Source organism: Orientia tsutsugamushi (assembly GCF_900327275.1).
GTDB classification, from domain to species: Bacteria; Pseudomonadota; Alphaproteobacteria; order Rickettsiales; family Rickettsiaceae; genus Orientia; species Orientia tsutsugamushi.
Genome location: NZ_LS398548.1, coordinates 95,722 through 114,477, shown reverse-complemented (window position 1 = coordinate 114,477; position 18,756 = coordinate 95,722). Strand labels below are relative to the sequence as shown.

Genomic DNA, 18,756 nt, shown 5'->3' with positions numbered 1-18,756 from the left:
GCACATCCCCTAATTATTTGTGTAGCCTTAGACATATACTCTCGTACTAACTCCATACAAGCTATAGTAGACCTCTTTCGAAACTGGTTGACGTAGTTCAAAATTATTGCTGATAAATATCAAAATAAGACGTAAAAGATAAAGATTAGGTCTTAGATTTAATTTGATCTCTAGCATTTATAATTTTGAACTACGTCAACCAGTTTCGAAAGAGGTATATTATTGAAGTCATTTTTGACTGTGCAGACTACTGCTCCCTTATCCTCCAGAACTTTTTCTGCTTTTTCAGTATTTACGTCATTTTTAACTGCTAGAATGATCTTTTCTTTTGGGCCAGGATTATAGTTTTGCAAATTTTCGGCTTCAATTGCACATAAGATTTTTCCTTCGACTCCAGCTTACCTAATGGTTAACGCTGTTTCAATATCCTTTGTAATGATTGTTACAGGTGAATATTTTGAATTTTGTTGAGCAATTTCAGCAAATGAGCCACTAATTGTACCAACAGATTTTTCAGCTACATCAGCTTTATTACATGTTTTTGAATTCAGAGCTAATATCTTAGCTCCAGTAATTTCATCTTTGTCATTTTTAACAAAAATAGTGAGTGCAGGCCAGGATTTTTGAGTCTCTTCATCAAAAACCATATTTGCCCTTAAATTATGAATTATTAAAGATTTTTGAACTATAAATTCCTGTATGGTTTTCTAGATATTTATTAACTACTATCGTTTCCACCTTAGCTTCCTCTTCTTGTTTAAAGTAGTATAGAGATGACGATTTATTATACAATTCTTTAACATTCGTAATATCATTTTGTTTTGCTATACTATTATTTTCTGTTTGAGTAAGTTTGGTTGTTTCAACTGCCTTAGTCAGTTTAGTAATTTCAGGTTCTATAATGTCTCTAATTGACTGGTCTCCACAACTTTGCAACAGATTATTAAAATCACCATTTTCTGGTGGTTTAACTATACAAGTTATCGCTCCCTTCATTTCTAACGTTTTTGCAGCTTTAATTACAGTATTATTAGTTATAGGATTTTTGCTATCATTATCTGCTGCAATGATGATTTTTTCACCAGGAAATGGTGAATAATTTGTCAAATTCGAAATTTCTGCACTAGCAATGATATTACCTTTAATGCCTGATTGCTGCAAGCTCAATGCTGTTTCGGCGCCTTCTGCTATAATTGTTATATTAGGGTCATTCGCATTTCGCTTTGCGATTGTTATGAACGATCCGCTGATTTTGCCGAAAGATCTTCTGTTAATTGAAATATTCGCCTTATCTCCTGCCAAATTTAGATATACGGCCTGTACTCCGGTAATTTCTCCTTTTGAATTTCTTGCAAATGCTGTAAATGCTGGATAATTTTTTCGTGTTTCTCAGAAAGTTTGTTCTTGAATTTAAAAGTAAATCATTCTATAAGCTTATGCTTATAATAATAAGGTGATTATTTATGAATATTATGAATATTATAAACAGTATTGCTGAGAGAGGTAAATATTGTATAGTTGCTATACCTAAAGAATTATCAGGAGTAGCAAAGCTACTAGGAATTAAGGCATATGAGATTTGTAATTTTACATTTCTTCGTCCATATGGATACAATACTTATAGTAAGAATATATATGAGCTTAAAGGATGTGATAAAAACTTAAAGCTAAGTTTGTCTAATAATCATACTGAAGTGTTATTTAGTATTACTGAGCATTGCATTTCAACTCTAAAAATGACATTACCAGACAACATAGACGATGATACAAATATAAAGTTTTTTAAAGTAGTAAATGACTTATCTTTATCTAATATTGAACAAATAACTAGTACAGGCTGTAAAGTAGTAAATTGTACTAAAGAGTATTTAATAGAAGCTTATTATGGCATATATAACTCAACAATTGAAGAAAATACTAGTGTAATTTATAACACCAGTATTATTACTAGTAGTAATCAATACAATAGTAGTCAGTACAAAGAAAATAACTACTGGCTACCATCGTACACAAATTATGTGCTACTTGCTATAGGAGCAGGAGCAGTAGTTGTAGCTATTCCTACAGTTATAGCATGCTATCTCAAGCATAAAAACAATGTTTTAGAAGCTCTCAATCGTGATCTAACTACTAAGCTAAATCATGAATATGATGAGTTGCCGAATTCTAATTTATCTAATAATCAGATTTATGATGAACCATTAGCTTCTACTTCTTCTTATCAGACTAATATACCATTGATTCCTCCTATATATGCTATAATTCAAAAGAAAAACAAACTTTCTGATAATCAGATAAGCAGTATTAACAGTAAAGCAAGTACTAACTTTACTACTGCTCTTGCTACCTTTGTTGAGAGTAATGATAGTGATAACACATATGATGATGTTGCATATGATCAAGAAGGAAGTAGTAACAGCAACAATTATTCTAATCAAAAAAAAAATGATGAAACCTTTGAGTTACAAAAAAATCCTATTTATAATGAAGAAAATAACGATTTACTTGGAATTACTCTAGATCCAATTTACAGTTAAACTAGTATATTTTTTCTTTACTAACTTTTTTTCTATTATTATGTAACTAGCGCGAAAATATGCAGCAGTATAAATATTTGCTATTTTAACTGTTTGAATTATAATTTTATTGCTAAGTGATTATTGAGATAGTTTTTGCGTAAGACACAAATCTTGCAAAAGTTACATAACTTCCGATATTCTCTTAGCGGGGCATAATGCGAATTACAAACATCACTGTGAGCTGTTTATGTATAGCTCATTTTGTAATTTGCTCTGTGAATGAATAGCTTACATTCAATTTCAAATCTTCAGCACTACCGTCTAACTCCAATTTTTGGAGCTATGTCAGTTTTCACCACTTGTTCAGACTCTGTTTTTACGTTCTGAGTATTAATTAACTTCATGATTTCAGGTATCATAAGCTCCTTAACAGCTATGGCTCCTTTATTTTTTAGCATTTCGTTAAAATCTTCACCTTCTGAAGGAATTACGATACTAGTGATTGCTCCTTTGCTTATCAGTACTTTTGCAGCCTCGTTTATAGTGCTTACATATTCTTTATTCTGTTTATCATTATTTGCAGCTATAAGAATCTTTTCTCCTTGAAATGGTTGATAGTACTTTAAATTATTTACATTTGAGCATAAATAATGGAGTAGAAATCTTTGGTGGTGCATTGCTTTATGCTATTCTCTTGCTGGACTATTTCTACTTTAGCTTCTTCATCTGGTTTAGCGGTAAAGTGGTAATATTCTTTATTCACATGAGATCTATCATTGATATCATTGATTATAGACTTAAACCAGTTTTCGATTTTACTAAAAACAGTTGGCTTTGTCCGTTCTTTCTCCAAATCATGAGCAGTTTTTAGAGTTATGCTAGCTGATTTATCATTTGGTCTGCTGAGCTGATTTATTAAGCTGTTAATGCTTCTAGTTGATTCCTTATTGCAATATAGCTGCAAGTTCTCTATATGCCTTGTTATAGCTACGTATGAGCTGCTTATATTACTTACTCCATTATGCAAAACGTATACATCTTTTATAGAAGCTCCCTGAGCCTTATAAACAGTACTTGCATAACCATGTTTAAATTGTATTTTGCCTGGGTCAAAACTCACCTCTTTTCCTGTGTCTGTCTTAGCTACAAATTCATTTTTATTAACAGATTTATTAACAGAAGTTAAAGTTGCAAATTCACTGTTTTGTATTTGTAAATCCTTATTGCTTTTTTGAAATACGATTCTATCTCCTACCATATTAGTTGCTAAAGCTAAGCTTGATCACTTATCAGCAAATACTTTATTTGGTGCAATTGTTTCACTAAAAGAAACTTTAACACAACATCCAAATGTTCAAGATCATTGGACTACAATCGGTAAAGATATTTTTGATAAAGAACAGCAAAATAAAGCTGCTGTGATTTTAAAATTTGCTTCTGAACCAGACGAAAACACTAAGCGCCACATTCGCCTTCATGGCTTAAAATGGAATAGTTTTCGTCAAGAATGGTGCGGCCATGTTAAGGACATTGAGGCCTTAAAGAATGGCCTTCTCAATGTTCAGTATAGTATAAAACTTGTAGTGTGATATAAGGCATCTATATGATTTAATAGAAATAGCATACAACACATTAAAGGTAAAATTTTGTATGTTGTATATTTCTTATTATTTTACGCTATTTTTTAAATTTAATACTTCTTGTATTGATAAATCCGTATATTCAGCAATTGTCTCAACTGATAATTCAGATTTCAATAATTTTATTGCCAAATCTTTTTTTGCTTCAGCTTTACCTTCAGCTTTACCTTCAGCTTTAGCGCGTTCGAGTTTATAATCTTCGACTGCTTTATTATCCCATATACGCTTTAACTCTTGTTCATAGGTTATTAGTTCATCTTCGCTCCAATTAAACTGATCTAATGCCTCATACGCTCTTTTTATTATTAAATCTTCACCTATTATTTTATGATATCCATCTAATGTTGTTTCTTTTGCATGTTTAAAAAAATAGCACCACTTCTCTGTTATATCATTTAACTCTTCCACTCTATTTTTTTTAAATTTTGGTAATTCTATAAAGGTAAATGAAAAGTCCTTTAGATCATGCTCATATGTCTTTTTATCCAGTATTACATGCCTTGATATATAGTCTTCTTTGTTTGGAAACAATTTATAATCTGCTATAGCTATAAATATAACTTCCTTTAGGTCTGAGTATTTTCCTTCCTTTCCTCTATTTGGTTGCCTGCCATATGCTTTTGCTGCATAATACTGTGCTCTTTTTTCAAATCCTTGTGTAGGATCTACTTGCATTTCTATTATATATTGCGTTCCATTTTTATCTTTACACAAAACATCTACTATTGATTCTTTTTTTGACGCTATGTCTGCATCTAATATCGTTCCTAAAAACTCTACTTCTGTTATTTCTCTATTCCCTTCAAACAACAATATATCGTTCAGAAAATGTATTAGTATGTCCTTGTTTTTTTCTGATCCAAATATCTTTTTAAATGCTACATCATTCTTTGGATCTAGAAATCTTGATAAATGCATATATTTTTCATATTTTCTATTCTTTTTAAATTATACAACAAAATAACTTACATGAACATTCTCTTATTGAATTTTAATTTCTGCAATTCACTACATTAACCACCTATTAAACTTTAGCTTATTTGGTAGTATAAAGCTCACAGTATTTATTTAGCTCTATAGCAATTTCTGGTAATTTAAGATATTCAGCAAGAGGTATAAATTCTTGCTGCGTTTCTAGTATGATTTCTTGTCTTTTTTCATAAGGTTTTATTGAAACAGTCTGAATATTATGGAATCGGTCGAAAAGCTTAATTAATAATAGTTCTGTTTTATTTTGTCTATAAAATGTTTGAATCATCTCTCTAGAACTGATTTTTTTATTATCCTTAATCCTGGTGAGATCTGAAACCTGTTCCGCAATTTTTCTACCGAATACCTTAACAATCTTTTCTTTGGTTAGTGTTGTGTCTTCGATAGTATCATGTAGTATTGCTGTAATAATCGTATCTGTTTCAAAGCTGTAGTCTGATACCATATAAGCTACTTCTAATGGATGTGTGTAGTATAGTTCTCCTGTATCTCTCTTTTGCTGACCATGATATTTTTGGGCATAAAATATTGCTTTTTCAACTTTATCAAGATCAATTTCAGTATTAAATCTTACGTTGGTTTCAAACAGCTTATTTAGTAAGCTTTCGCTATAAAAGTCTATCATTTTTCATCTCTAAATAATCTTTAATAAATTATACAATAAATTAAACTTTTTATATACTCCAATCTCAGACAAAAACTGAAAAAGAAGCGAATTAATTTGATTAAAAAAGTTGTACTGGAATATTGCAAGTAATGGTTGTAAACTTGTCTTTTTCGCTTTCTATTTCCATTTCTCCATTAAGTTGATTAATAAGGTAATTTACAAACCATAATCCTGATTCAAGCATTAGCGGATAGTCTCTTACCAACTCAAAATCAGCTAATTTAGCTTTTATATTCCCTAATTTTTCTTTTGAAATACCGCTTCCTGTATCATGTATTCTAAATTGTAGTATGTTATCGCTTTTTATATAATTTTTTATAGTAAACAAATGAACTGTAATTATAACCTGGCAGCTGTGATTAAATCTAATGACGCTTCCTATTAATTGACTTAATATAGCTTGTAAGTGATCACTATTTCCAATCACAATATCCTTCATTTTGTACTGAAAATTGTAATTGATTTTTATATCTTTCTCTTTTGCAATGTCTTCTAGTCTCCTGACGGCATTTTTTACTAGCTTTTGTATGCTAAATTTTTTTAAACATAAATTTTCATGTCTTACATTCGTTGATGCTATGTATTGTCTAAATAAAAAAATCATTCCATTTAGAGAAGCTATTATATTTACTTTTTTTCTGTCGTAGTTATTTACTATTAGCCTAAAATATTGTATCCAATCTATGAGTTTTATGCTTACTTGCTCAGATTCCTCTAGCTGAAAGTATAGTTTTTGCATTTCAGTATCTATCTGTTTTATTGTTGTGCTATTAATTCCCTCTGTGGATAATTTTTCGGTTAATTTATTGATTTTATTTTGACCTTCGTCTTCAATAGGCATAGAATCCTCCTGCTGTATTAGTTTATATAGCAGCTAGAGATTAAAGAATAAATTTTGATCGTTTACGCTTTTAATCTCTATCCGAACATTATCTAAATCTTGAATCTCAGATAATATCAGGTATACAGTATCATTTAGATTTTTATCAGTACATGACTTTTTGTCATAATTATGAAATTTTTAAAATAGATGCGAAATTATCACATTGTATCTCTAGCTACAAAAATATCATTCAAAAAAGATTTATAAAAAAGTTCTGTAGCAGTTATTATTACTGGCTTTAAGGCTTATTTTCTGCTATAATTCATAGTAGAGATTTAATTAATCAAAAATTCTTGTGTCAATAGCAATTTCTAATGAACCAAAGCCTTTTCTCCATTGAGTTGGAGGCAAAAGGAGAATTGTTAATAGATTAATAGAGCATCTTCCTTCAGGGCCATACTATAATTACTATGAACCATTCCTTGGAGGTGGGGCTTTATTTTTTCAAGTTAGGCATCTGTTTAAACAATGTTTTTTTCTGATATTAATCTCGACTTAATTACTAGTTATCACGCTGTAAAAAAGACTTCTTCATTACTCATATTGGATTATATACTCAATCAATGAACAACGCAATCCTGTTAATGAGCTAATCATTACTAACTATTCGAACTAACTACTTGACCTGAGCTTAGCAATTAAAGATGAACCCGCAATCCAAATCGTATATGAATAGGAAGTGGTCTATAGTTAGCCATTGTGCTACATTCAATGTCCAAATATGTATCTCTTGATAAGTTTATTGTTGTACCAACTCCTAAGTCTATACCAGTACCGCTATCACTATTGAAAGCTGATACTAGGCCACCTGTAACAAAAATTGATGCTTTGTTACCTTCAATTATATTGTAATAATAATTTCCTTGAATAAAGTTATCTCTACAGTTGTGATGACACATAAATCCTAATCTTACATCCATTCTGTGCCGATTTAATCTATAACCAATTCCAGCTTCTAATGTATCGTAGTTAGTAACAATACCAGTTGAAAATTTTATATAGAATTGCGAAGTATCAATACCACCTTTAGAGGCATTGAAGTTTACATTATTATTCGCTGTACATATCGATGGTGAAGATAATACAACGAATGCTAATATAACAGCATAACCCGGTTGTAAAAGTAATTTCAAAACATTCATATTAACTTCTCTTTTTAATATTAACATATTAGCTATCTGTTAAAACCTAATACCATGGGACCGATTGTTCCGTTAGAAAGTTGAATACATCTGCATTACCGCTTTTAGCAGCATAATCTATAGTAGTCATGCCGTTATCATCTTTTGCATCAATATCTGCTCCATAATCAATCAAAAGCTGTATAATATCTATGATTTTATTACGAACAGCAATATGTAGTAGCGTTTCTCCTTCATCATATTTTTTATTAATACCAGTAGAATTATGTTTTAGCATAATTGCTAAAGGTTCTACACATTTGCATTCAACAGCATCAGATAAAGGTGTATTACCTTGATTATTCTCGATATTTACATCAGCATTATATTGTAGCAGTAATGCTATATGATCATTGCAATAGGTAGGATATTTTTCGAAAAATTCATAATATACTTGAATTGTATCCACAACAAGATGTAAAGCGGTGTGCCCATCATTATCTTGTGCGTTTATGTTAGCTCCATTGCTTAGTAAAATCTCGGCAATAGGTAGATTCTTATATTTCAAAGCAACAGATAAAGCTGTAGTACCGTCTTTATATTTTGAATTGACAAGTGTACTATCCTTATTAATAAGCTGCTGTACTTTGCTTCTGAACAGCTTATTTATTAAGCTCTCACTATAAAAATCTATCATTGGCCACCTCTAAATGGTTATTAATAAATTATACCATAATTTAAACTTTTTGTATACTCCAATCCCAGATAAAAACTGGAAAAGAAGCAAATTAAATTATAAATTTTTTGAATTCAGTTATCACGATGCCAAAAAAAACTAATCTTGAGTTGCATATCTCTGGTGTTAATGAGTAAAATTTTGCTGTAATTTTTTTTTTGGACCAGCATTTTTTCATCTTATGCATAATCTAGCGTTTATTAACATTGCTGAGAGTTTTTAACAATATTGCCAAATTTAGAATACCTACTATTATAGTGCAACTTCACTGTACCAACTGGCTCATTACGGTGTTTAGCAACAATTATTTCAGCAGTGTTATAACATTTATTTTGTTTTGTAACCCATTCTGTATATTCTGGAGTACCTGGATTCGGTTCTGATCTAGACAAGTAATATTCGTCACGATATATAAGCATTACAATATCGGCGTCCTGTTCAATTGAGCATGATTCTCTTAGATCTGAGAGAATAGGCTTTTTATCTGACCTTTGTTCTACAGCTCTAGACAATTGAGATAGTGCAATAACTGGAATATTGAGCTCTTTAGCAAGAGCTTTTAAGCTTTGAGTAATTTCAGAAATTTCCTGCACTCGATTATACTGACTCCCTCTGTTATCAATTTTTATTAGTTGTAAATAATCAATAAATAATATTGCTAAATTATGAGTACGTTTAAGTCTACGAGCTCGAGACCTAATTGCTGATATTGAGATTGCAGGAGCGTCATCTATAAAAAAATTCCACTTTTGTATTTCATCTTGTACAGTCTTTAACTTATCAACATCTTGTTCATCTATTTTACCGTTAAATAATGCAGAGCTATTAATTTCAGATTCTATAGAAAGAATTCGAGTAGAGATTTGCTGAGATGACATTTCTAAAGAAAAGAAGCCAACTGATGGTACTACATTATCTTTAGTATTTTTTTGAGTAAGAAAATATTTACAAGCATTTATTGCTAGGTTAACTCCTAAAGCAGTTTTGCCCATTGATGGCCTGCCAGCTAATATTATTAGGTCAGAATTTTTAAATCCTCCAAGCTTTGAATCAAGGTCAAGTAGTCCACTACTAATGCCATTAATAGAGTTTTTATTTTTAATAGCAGCTGAAATTGATGTCCATGATTCTTCAATTGAAGTTTGTAATTTTGTAAATCCTTTACTCAAAGTTCCCCTTGAACCTAGATCATATAATTGAGATTCAGCAGTTTCGATCTGAGTTATAGCTAAATCTGCTAAAGTAGAAGAATATGCATTTGTTACTATTTTTTCTCCAATTTCAATTAAATAACGCCGCAGCGCAAGATCATATACTATTTTGCCGTACTCATTAACATTAACTATACTTAATGCTACAGTTGTAAGTTTAGCTAGATAATCTACTCCACCTATTTCCTCAAATGCGAGTTCATTGCCTAGCATATTTTTGAGCGAAATTACAGTAGCGCTAATTCCTTTACTAATAATGAGATTAATTGACTTATATATTTTACCATGTAATGGTTCATAAAAATGTTCCGGCAGTAAAAATTCGTTAATGTTATATAGCGCACGATTGTTAATCAGAATTGCTCCAAGTATCATTTGCTCTGCCTGAATATTACTTGTAGCAATCTTTGCAAGATCTTTTTCCATATCACCCTTTAAATTTTATTAAAATTACTAAACTTAACTAACTCAAAAGAAAACCCTTGAGCTTTAAAAGCGTGCGCAAGATTTTCCATATGGTTGCTTGTGATGTAACTATCAGCAAATTCTGTTTTAGCTTTAATGAATATTTTTTTACTAACATTATCTTCATTTATAATGTTCAATTCGCTAAAGTATTTTTTATCAATAGTTTGACCATAACTTTTAATCAAAGATTCTCGTACTTTGTACCAAGTTGAGTTAGAACCCAATTGTTTACTCAGATTCAAGAGATACTCTTCTTCATTGATTTGTTTCTGTGAAACAGTTTTGAGTTGCTCAAATGGTTTAACTTGCAATTCTTGAATTTCGTATCCATATACATCTTGTACAGCTTGTAATATCTTTGATCTATCACATTCTGTTAGTGTGATATTTTTAAGCAACTTAACAAAAAACCTAGTTCGAACCGCTGGCCCAAAACTACAAGAAGTCAAAATTTGATAAGCCATAGCTGCTTCAAAAGAACCAGCAATTTTATGCTTCAACTGACTTTCCTTACTAAGATTTGCGCTTGTTTCAATTTGAGTAAGATATTTTTCCTTATTAAATTCGTTATCAAATTTACAGTTGTCTCTATTTGCCTGATCAGTAGTTCGTAATTCATTCGCTAACACTTTTGCTATATAGTTTAGAACTGATGCTTTACAGCCAAAATGATAATTCGAATATCGACCTGCTAGCTTTAATAGCAATTTGTTGATAAAGTATATGTTAAAAACCTTTATCAGACTTGTGTTGCAGTGCAACTGCATCTTCTGGTGTTAGTGGGTAAAACTCTTTTAGCCTGTACTTTTTGAACCATTCTTTTTTACCATTCGAAGACTTGAGAATCTTTGTTATTAGTGATTTAATGTCTTGATTACAATTTTTAGTTGAAGTTCGTATATCATTTTCAAAATCATCAACATTTTGAAAATTTTGTTCTTCATTTTCATTTTTTTTATTCTCTACTAACTCACCTTCAGTATATCTAGATATTTTAGATTTTTTTATATATCTATATATGTCCCTGAAAAAAGTTTCAGGTTGACCTGAAATTTCTTTCATGTTGGGACGAAATTTTTGTTCTGGTAAGGCTATATTTTCTTCTTTTCCTTTTTCACTATAGTGCTGAAAATTTTTCAGAATTTTTATGCAAGGTACATTACGTAACTTAACATTGTCTTTAATGATTGTCCTATTTTCAACTTCAATAAAACCTGCATCTCTTAATTCTACTAAGCATTGCCTAACTCTTCTTTGACCAACATTCAGCTTATCCTCATAAAGCTGATAACTTTCCTGTAATTCATCTATATCTTTGTTGTAATAGATATGTAGTCTAAATACTATAAATGATAAAAGCTGTTTAGATGTTTTACTTAATGCTTTTCCATTATCTCCGCTTAGCTTTCTCCATTCTGGTGGAATGATATTTCCAATAAAGTTATAAAATATTGTGTCATTATTGTTACTATTTTTTTTAATAATATTACAACTATTAGTTAAAAAATCGAATACTACAGGTCGCATTTTTCATCTCCAAAAATACAGCTATAGTAGGTGTTTTAGAAAATAATTTTTTTACAAATTACCATCAAATTTTTATGCAAAAGGTTGACAAAAGGTTGACAAAAATCATTATGCCAAACCTATATAAATCTTCATACTTATACTATCTGCCTTAGAAGACCAATTTTACCTATAGCACATCTTTTAATCAATAATATGCCCAAGATTATTAAACTTTATGTCTTGATTTTTCGATGATTGCAACTTTATACGCTCAAGTTTCGTTAACTATGTATTTTCATGCTGTGCACGGTCGTTGTTTCCATCTTGCATTCTTACTTTTCTGCTAACCCTTCGCTTCTCACCAACATTATTGAGTTTCATCACTACTATGGCTAACTTAGCCATCCTTGTACTATCTCCAAAGCCTTATGTTTCACCACTTGTACTTTTTGAATACTTACTTAATTAACTGAGAGTTATAAGGACTTCTCAAGTTGTGTCATTAATCTTTACAAACTCGCTGATGTATGTGTCTCAGGTAGTTGAAAACTTTTGGACTTTCACTAGCTTGACCTTCAATCTTCTTTTGTCTACTATTAGAGCATATCGGCTAGAGCATATCTGCCTCCACTAGAGATTACACCTTTGTGGCTATTATGTTCACCATTTGGTTTCGGCTAGAATGTTTCACTGTCTACGCTTTACTACTGTTGTTACCTTTAGCAGCATAAGACTCGCTATATGGTGGAGCTGGCTTCTCCTTCCATAACTGCACTTTCACAATCAAGATTAATTTATCTTATCTTGACTTTACCTACCAATCTTGCCCATCATACCGGTAACTTAGGCCTAAATGCAACCTTGCTACATCTCTATAGTCTCTGTTTGAGCAACTTTATGTCGCACATTCTCTCATTCAAACAATCATATACATGTAACTTCATATCGCACTCTTTTCAACAAATTTTTAGCCATGATGCTACTAGTTCTTATAAGCACTAGTTATTACTTACTTGAAAATGCCTACCTAATTATGTCTACTTATGTATACTAGCATTAACTGGTCTAAGCTTGTTATCAACAGCTATTCTATTATCAAACACAAAGCAATTACCTTGCCATAAATTTTGCAGATTACCAGTATCCATAAGATACTTTAATATTCCTCCTTTTAGATGATAAACCTTATCAAAGCCTATATTTTTCAAATACGCAGTAGATTTAACGCATCTTATGCCACCAGTACAATACATAGCAATTTTCTTTCCTTTGAGTTTATCTTTATTTCTCTGAATCCAATCAGGAAATTGCTTAAAAGTATCAGTATTAGGGATAACAGCATTTTTAAATGCTCCAATGTTAGTTTCATAATTATTTCGTGTATCTATCACTATACAATCTCGACGTAAAATAAAACTGTCCCATTCGTTAGCTTGTATGTATTCTCCCATTAGAGCCTGCGCATTAATACTTCCAACTCCTAAAGCTATGATTTCATTTTTTAATTTAACTTTCAATTTATCGAATGGATTATAACTGCAGTAGTTTATTTTAACATTTAGATCAATGGTGTCACCAAATATATCTTTAATTTGGTTGAGAACAATGTTAATATTATCATTGGTTCCAGCAATAGAACCATTAATTCCTTCTTTTGCAATGATAATAGTACCTTTTATATATTTTTTCTTACAAAGCAGTAGAAGCCTTGGTAATAAGGTATCCAAATCTTCTATGTTAGTAAAATAATAAAAACTTGCTATGGAAAAGGGTAGTTTGATCACTTAATAATACATTATTTACTGATATAAAAAGAATTTTTTATTATAAAAGCTACCATGTTGTTATTATAATAAATAAAATAATTAAAACCTTATAACTTGAAAAAGCTATGTTAAACTAACTCACTTCTTCAATGTTGCTTAAATACCATTGTGGGCCTGGTATAGTAATATTCTTGCTAAAGGTCCACTCTTCTTTAAGTTTATTTCCGTCGATTTCTATTCTTATCTTAATGAAAACATTATTGCCTAAAGAATTAAGATTGGAAAGCTTAAAATTAATACTATTAACATGAATATTAACATACTTGCTTGATATTTGATGAAATTGATCAACAAATCTTTTATCAAGTAATGAGAAAATTGTTTTGTAATCAGCATTTTGTACTGCTTCAATAATCATTTTTATTACATTGATAGCAGTATTATAAAACCTATTAATATTAAAGCTAGGCACTTTACTTTTTAATTTTATTAATTCAGTGATTATGTAATCTGTAGCTTCATCAACCACTAAATTATTTTGTTTAAAATAATTTAAGTCTTGATTACATGATAAGCGAGTTGATGAAGATTCAGCAACATTAGTATTAGTTACATCCTTTAAATTATAATGCTCTCCAAAATACGATTTGAAACTTTTATGTTTTTGACATTCAGCTTCATCAACACTACCAAGTACAGCAATTAACTTTCTGATTAATAGCAACATTATGCCTAATAAAATTATTGATTCAATTAAGTGAGTAAACATTTTATTTCTTATTATTTTTTGAAATCAAAATCAAAGATAAATAGAATATTATCATGACTTAAGAAAAAGTAAAGAGAGGTTATGTATAATGATTGGTTAACTACGAGAATAGAATTTATATAGCTAAGACAAACAGTCAACATATGTCACTAGATATGTTTACTATGAAAGACAGAGCTATGTAAGCTTTATATAAACTAGCATTTAGAACAAGTTGCAGAAACAACGGCAGATAAATATTTGTATGGTTTTAGAACTGCAAGATCAGCTGCAGATGCAATAAAAAAGTGTTATAGTCATTTGTTTGAGCATAGAAAAAAGAGATAATAGAATTAGCAAATTGAGTAATTTGATGTTTAATCCACCGCTTCATATTAGCCGAAAACTTTTCTATCGAATTTAAATCTGGAGAATAAGGTGGAAGAAAAATAACTTTACAACCAACAGATTCTATTAACTCTTTAGTTTTTTTAGACTTATGAAACGCAGCATTATCTATTACTACAAACTGAGCAGGCTTTAACTCATTAATTAATACCTGCTGCACCCAAGCTTCAAATAATCTTGTATTACATGCACCATTAAATATCATAGGTGCGATTAATTTATTATTAACATAACCAGCTATAATATTTGTACGCTCGTAATATTTACCACTCTTTTTGCTGCTTACATGAGTTCCTTTTTTGCTCCACCATCTATTCTTGCATATAGACATTTCAATGCCACTTTCATCTATGTATAGCAAGTTTTCCTTAGGTATAGCACTTATCACTTGTTGATATTTTTCTCTTATTTCTGGTTTTGCTTCCATGTAGGTAAACGTTTTTTTTATAACTATAGCCTAATTTTTTCATATAATAACTCGCTACCCTTATTGAAATTCCAAAATGTTTTCCTGCTTGTGCCAGAGTTAGATTTTGATTTAGCGAAATGTATTTTTCAAATTCTATCTTATATATTTTACCTTTTTTACCAAGACGATCTCTTTCTTTATAATAACCTTCTGATTTATATCTTTTATACCAATTTCTTACTGTGTTTGCTGCTATATCAAATTTTACTGAGGCAGCATTACAACTTTTTCCTTGATTAACACATTTTATTACTTTCTCCCAAAAGTCTTGGCTATATGATTTTGGCATTCTCTTTTCAGAATACTATGCTTAAACTTCATTGTAAATGACTATATATATAGCTAAACTACTATAAAAAATTATAATAATAAGATGTTAAGATGTAATGAAAAAGTAATTAGTATGACATATACTATGTGTTTTGGAAAAAAGTGCTGGACATAAATGAAAGAGAGAGAAAATTAGTTTTGAATCAGCATTAAAACGTTTAGAAATAGGGAGGAGTACGGTATTTGCATGGAGTAAAAAATATCGCAGTTAAAAAATAGAAACAAAGGTCCAATAAAAATCTCCATTGATAAACTAAAAGAAGATGTGAGTTAATATAGTAACGCACATCAATATGAAAGAGCTGAACAACTAGAGGTAAGTAAGTCTCATATACAAAAAATATTCAAAAAATTAAATATTACATATAAAAAAGCTTTAAAATATCCTAAGGCCAAAAAAGAAGATAGATTAAAACTTCATGATAAGATAAAAAGTACAAAAACGAAGGAAAAGTTATTGTTTTTACGATGCGAGAGGTTTTGTTCATAGCTTCCTAGAACTCATAGATATACAAGCACAAAAGGTATGAGATGTTACGACGTTTATATCTAAACTACTATAAAACAGCCATATTATATATTTTTCGAAAAGCGCGGTTATGTCATAGTAATATTTTATTATTCTTGATGTTGCTTGAAACAATTTTTTCAATATAACACAACTGTTTTATAGTAGTTTAGCTATATGATTGGCATCAGTCAAATAGAACTAATGTTATGGGAAGATTAGTAGATAAATCTCTGCTTAACAGTTTCAATTTTTGACTGCAATGTTAATACTGCTATTTTTAACTGTTGGATAGAACAGTATTTAATTCAGAAATTACATACTAACTCTGTAGTTGTGATAAACAATGTAAGTTTTCATAAACATCATCATTTAAAGTAGACGTATGTTTTAGATAATAGATAATACAACTTAAACTACAATCACTTAAAACTATTGTAGTTGCTATTGTAAAACCCAAGCGGAATAATAGAAGGTGCTGAAGTTATTGCTATCGCTTTGAAAAGTTCTCCCATAGCCTGAACAGATGTAAGTCTATTATATTGTAGATCTAATTTTGAAGCTAAATTCTCATCTGAGTTTATTTGTTTTAACATATTTAATCTTGTTTTTATACCTAATTTATGCAAGAGGACATTTTGTGATATACTTCCAAAACTTACTATACCTTCAGCAACAGCAATATTTTTTAAGCTCCAAAAGTCAACATGTGCTGACAAATCAGCACGTCCTAAATTTTCTAATAATGGATGATATTGATGATGTTTTACAGCCTGCAAACTACTATTATATTGATAATTTTTTCGCTGTTCAGGAGAAATATCATAACCATAATCAATTATTAAGCCCCCTCCTCCATTTTTTTTCAATAAGTTGCTTACTGCTTGTATAGTTTGATGTTGGACTGGTGAGATTTCTAGCACTCCACCATTTGGAGCATTATTGTGCAACTTTAAAAACTTATTTTCATTAATATCAGCGTCTATTGTATCAAAATATAATTTATTATTGTTATCAATTTTCACTACTCGTTCTAGCCAATTTATTTGTCCAGACTGTTGATTGATTTTTTTTATGTATTGCTTGATTGGTAAAGCATCAAAAAATTCATTTGCTAAAATAATGGTTGGATAACTACTAACAATATGGTTAACTGATTTAACCCATTTTATAGGCACATTAAAACTTAATAAATTGTCTTGCTGAATCTTTTTAAGACTGCAATTAATTTCTACAAGAGTAAGGCTGATAGCAGTACTAAACTTTTTTATATGTCTTGTAGCATTTAAGATATCACACAACAATGTGCCCTTACCTGGGCCTAGTTCTATAAGATCAATTTTCTGTGGACGGTTAAGCTTATGCCATAGATCTATACACCATATTCCTATCATTTCTCCAAACATTTGTGAAATTTCTGGAGCAGTGATAAAATCTCCAGCTTTACCTAACGGTTGCTGAATACGATAATAAGAATTATACCTTGATTCCATAACAATAGACATTAGATTTTCAACTGTTATGTTATTTTCTGAGCGTATAATTTGCCTAATATGTTGTTCCATTTCCATAAGCAAATAATGTTATTTAATTTTTATTCTTTCATATTGATATACGTCATTATATTGTGATACATTTTCTTTTAGTTTATCAATAGAGATTTTTGTTAAGTCATACTCATTCCAGAAAGAAAGATTCTAGAGCAATGTAGATTCTATAGCTAGTAAACTATATGAAATGCATTGAAAATGAGAGGATAACGGAGTGGCGTGTATTAGCAATGAAGCATGGTAATGCCTGTGGAGTAAAGGCGCAATACTGATAACATTATTTCAACAACAATGGAGATAATGACGAATGATAAAAACATCTATAGAATTACAAGACCTGAAAAAGAAAATATATATCAAAACTAAAGCTGAAAAGTAATGGTGATTTTGTGGATTATATGTACATGTATGTAAGATAGAAACACTTAGATAAGCCTTACAAGATTGCTAAGAACAATAAGTGAGTGCTAGGAATAGATTACGTTATCTTTGAAATGATAGAGTTAGCTGGGGTTGAAACAATTTCTAGAAAATATATAAACAGCATTGCAAGCCAAAAGCTATTATCCACAAAGAAAAAGAGTTAAGGTAATCCCTAAAGCTGGGAATAAAATGAAAAATCTATCTATACCAGCTACCAAAGATAGAGTGGTAGCAAGAGTACTAAAACTAATTTTAGAACTAATATTTGAAGCTAACTTTCAACCTGGATCATATGGATATCGCCCTAAATGAATTGCAGCTAAGGCTATAGAAACAGTTACAATATCAGCAATCAAGTGGAAGATAAGAGTAATAGATGTAGACCTATTATCACCTCTTTTAAGCAATATTTATCTTAATGAAGTAGATCAAATGCTAGAAAGAGCAAAGATCGTGAGTAAACTAAGAGATGGCTATAGAAAATAGCGGTGGTTAGAAAAAGCAATCAATATAAGCCTAAGACAAGAACTGTTGAAAATAAATGTTAAACTAAACGAAGAAAAAAGACAAAAGTAGTTGATTTAAAGAATGGTGAAACATTTTGATTTTAGGCTAGTAAAAACTAACCAATGTAAAACTAAAATTCAGAAAACACCTAGAATGATAGCACAAACTTCTCTGCTAAAAAAGACTAAAAAAAATATTCCGCAAGGTTTGTATCGCAACCAGTTGATAGAGTAATATAGTCATTTACAATGATGTTTGAGCATAGAAAGAAGCAATAATAGATTCATAAAATTTACCAAATTG

General features: G+C 30.2%; 18 protein-coding genes and 3 pseudogenes. 4 read left to right on the top strand and 17 right to left on the bottom strand.

The genetic code is table 11. The features are described 5' to 3' along the window. Positions 1-170: 170 nt before the first annotated feature. Genes DK405_RS13485 through DK405_RS13475 form a run of 3 tightly spaced genes read right to left on the bottom strand, consistent with a single transcriptional unit; the run spans position 171 to position 1,302 of the window. Positions 171-353, bottom strand: coding sequence for a hypothetical protein (locus tag DK405_RS13485; protein WP_064612935.1), 183 nt, complete (start codon positions 351-353; stop codon positions 171-173). A gap of 45 nt (positions 354-398) precedes the next feature. After that, positions 399-647 carry a hypothetical protein gene (locus tag DK405_RS13480; protein WP_064612936.1) on the bottom strand — a complete coding sequence of 83 codons (249 nt, stop codon included), beginning with the start codon at positions 645-647 and terminating at the stop codon, positions 399-401. A 13-nt stretch (positions 648-660) separates the two neighbouring features. Next, the gene (locus DK405_RS13475) at positions 661-1,302 is read right to left on the bottom strand and encodes a toprim domain-containing protein (RefSeq protein WP_064612937.1); all 642 of its coding nucleotides are present in this window, start codon (positions 1,300-1,302) and stop codon (positions 661-663) included. 161 nt (positions 1,303-1,463) lie between these two features. Between DK405_RS13475 and DK405_RS13470 the strand changes: the two genes are divergently transcribed. Further along, entirely contained in the window at positions 1,464-2,537 is a 1,074-nt protein-coding gene (locus DK405_RS13470; RefSeq protein ID WP_231967534.1) for a hypothetical protein, read from the top strand. A 296-nt stretch (positions 2,538-2,833) separates the two neighbouring features. On the opposite strand, the pseudogene DK405_RS13460 reads toward DK405_RS13470, so the two are convergent. Next, positions 2,834-3,546 (bottom strand): annotated as a pseudogene (locus tag DK405_RS13460) (conjugal transfer protein TraA). A gap of 232 nt (positions 3,547-3,778) precedes the next feature. Here DK405_RS13460 and DK405_RS00540 point away from each other — a divergent pair. Continuing rightward, a pseudogene (locus DK405_RS00540) lies at positions 3,779-4,108 on the top strand (conjugal transfer protein TraD); the annotation flags it as partial. Between the two features lie 78 nt (positions 4,109-4,186). Here the strand turns inward: DK405_RS00540 and DK405_RS00535 are convergent. From DK405_RS00535 to DK405_RS00525, 3 genes are all read right to left on the bottom strand, one after another. Then, a complete protein-coding gene (locus DK405_RS00535) occupies positions 4,187-5,077 on the bottom strand; it encodes an Rpn family recombination-promoting nuclease/putative transposase (protein WP_064612940.1) in 891 nt (296 codons plus the stop codon). A gap of 118 nt (positions 5,078-5,195) precedes the next feature. Further along, a complete protein-coding gene (locus DK405_RS00530; protein WP_064612941.1) occupies positions 5,196-5,774 on the bottom strand; it encodes an HD domain-containing protein in 579 nt (192 codons plus the stop codon). Between the two features lie 100 nt (positions 5,775-5,874). Further along, the gene (locus tag DK405_RS00525) at positions 5,875-6,657 is read right to left on the bottom strand and encodes a sensor histidine kinase (protein WP_109510531.1); all 783 of its coding nucleotides are present in this window, start codon (positions 6,655-6,657) and stop codon (positions 5,875-5,877) included. Between the two features lie 337 nt (positions 6,658-6,994). Between DK405_RS00525 and DK405_RS00520 the strand changes: the two are divergent. Further along, positions 6,995-7,224: pseudogene (locus tag DK405_RS00520) on the top strand (DNA adenine methylase); the annotation flags it as partial. 113 nt (positions 7,225-7,337) lie between these two features. On the opposite strand, the gene DK405_RS00515 reads toward DK405_RS00520, so the two are convergent. From DK405_RS00515 to DK405_RS00470, 10 genes are all read right to left on the bottom strand, one after another. Beyond that, positions 7,338-7,841, bottom strand: a complete 504-nt coding sequence (locus DK405_RS00515; RefSeq protein ID WP_109510733.1) for a hypothetical protein — start codon at positions 7,839-7,841, stop codon at positions 7,338-7,340. 46 nt (positions 7,842-7,887) lie between these two features. Next, complete coding sequence (locus DK405_RS00510; protein ID WP_109510530.1) at positions 7,888-8,517, bottom strand: ankyrin repeat domain-containing protein; 630 nt, start codon at positions 8,515-8,517, stop codon at positions 7,888-7,890. A 239-nt stretch (positions 8,518-8,756) separates the two neighbouring features. After that, on the bottom strand, positions 8,757-10,193 hold the full coding sequence (locus DK405_RS00505; RefSeq protein WP_109510529.1) for a replicative DNA helicase: 1,437 nt from the start codon (positions 10,191-10,193) through the stop codon (positions 8,757-8,759). 8 nt (positions 10,194-10,201) lie between these two features. Further along, positions 10,202-10,942 carry a DnaA N-terminal domain-containing protein gene (locus DK405_RS13455; RefSeq protein ID WP_231967532.1) on the bottom strand — a complete coding sequence of 247 codons (741 nt, stop codon included), beginning with the start codon at positions 10,940-10,942 and terminating at the stop codon, positions 10,202-10,204. A gap of 19 nt (positions 10,943-10,961) precedes the next feature. Continuing rightward, positions 10,962-11,762 carry a hypothetical protein gene (locus DK405_RS13450; RefSeq protein ID WP_231967531.1) on the bottom strand — a complete coding sequence of 267 codons (801 nt, stop codon included), beginning with the start codon at positions 11,760-11,762 and terminating at the stop codon, positions 10,962-10,964. Positions 11,763-12,781: 1,019 nt separating this feature from the next. Beyond that, the gene (gene trhO / locus DK405_RS00485; RefSeq protein WP_174197605.1) at positions 12,782-13,525 is read right to left on the bottom strand and encodes an oxygen-dependent tRNA uridine(34) hydroxylase TrhO; all 744 of its coding nucleotides are present in this window, start codon (positions 13,523-13,525) and stop codon (positions 12,782-12,784) included. Between the two features lie 118 nt (positions 13,526-13,643). Then, positions 13,644-14,279 carry a Tim44 domain-containing protein gene (locus DK405_RS00480; protein ID WP_045912999.1) on the bottom strand — a complete coding sequence of 212 codons (636 nt, stop codon included), beginning with the start codon at positions 14,277-14,279 and terminating at the stop codon, positions 13,644-13,646. Between the two features lie 250 nt (positions 14,280-14,529). After that, positions 14,530-15,054: an IS630 family transposase gene (locus DK405_RS13445; protein ID WP_231967530.1), complete on the bottom strand. Its 525-nt coding sequence runs from the start codon at positions 15,052-15,054 to the stop codon at positions 14,530-14,532. Then, a complete protein-coding gene (locus DK405_RS13440; protein WP_064613274.1) occupies positions 15,035-15,424 on the bottom strand; it encodes a helix-turn-helix domain-containing protein in 390 nt (129 codons plus the stop codon). Before DK405_RS13440 ends, DK405_RS13445 begins: the two co-directional genes overlap by 20 nt. A 971-nt stretch (positions 15,425-16,395) precedes the next feature. Then, on the bottom strand, positions 16,396-17,478 hold the full coding sequence (locus tag DK405_RS00470; RefSeq protein WP_231967527.1) for a class I SAM-dependent methyltransferase: 1,083 nt from the start codon (positions 17,476-17,478) through the stop codon (positions 16,396-16,398). A gap of 657 nt (positions 17,479-18,135) precedes the next feature. On the opposite strand from DK405_RS00470, the gene DK405_RS14895 reads away from it, so the two are divergent. Further along, entirely contained in the window at positions 18,136-18,258 is a 123-nt protein-coding gene (locus tag DK405_RS14895; protein ID WP_269459332.1) for a hypothetical protein, read from the top strand. Positions 18,259-18,756: the final 498 nt, after the last annotated feature.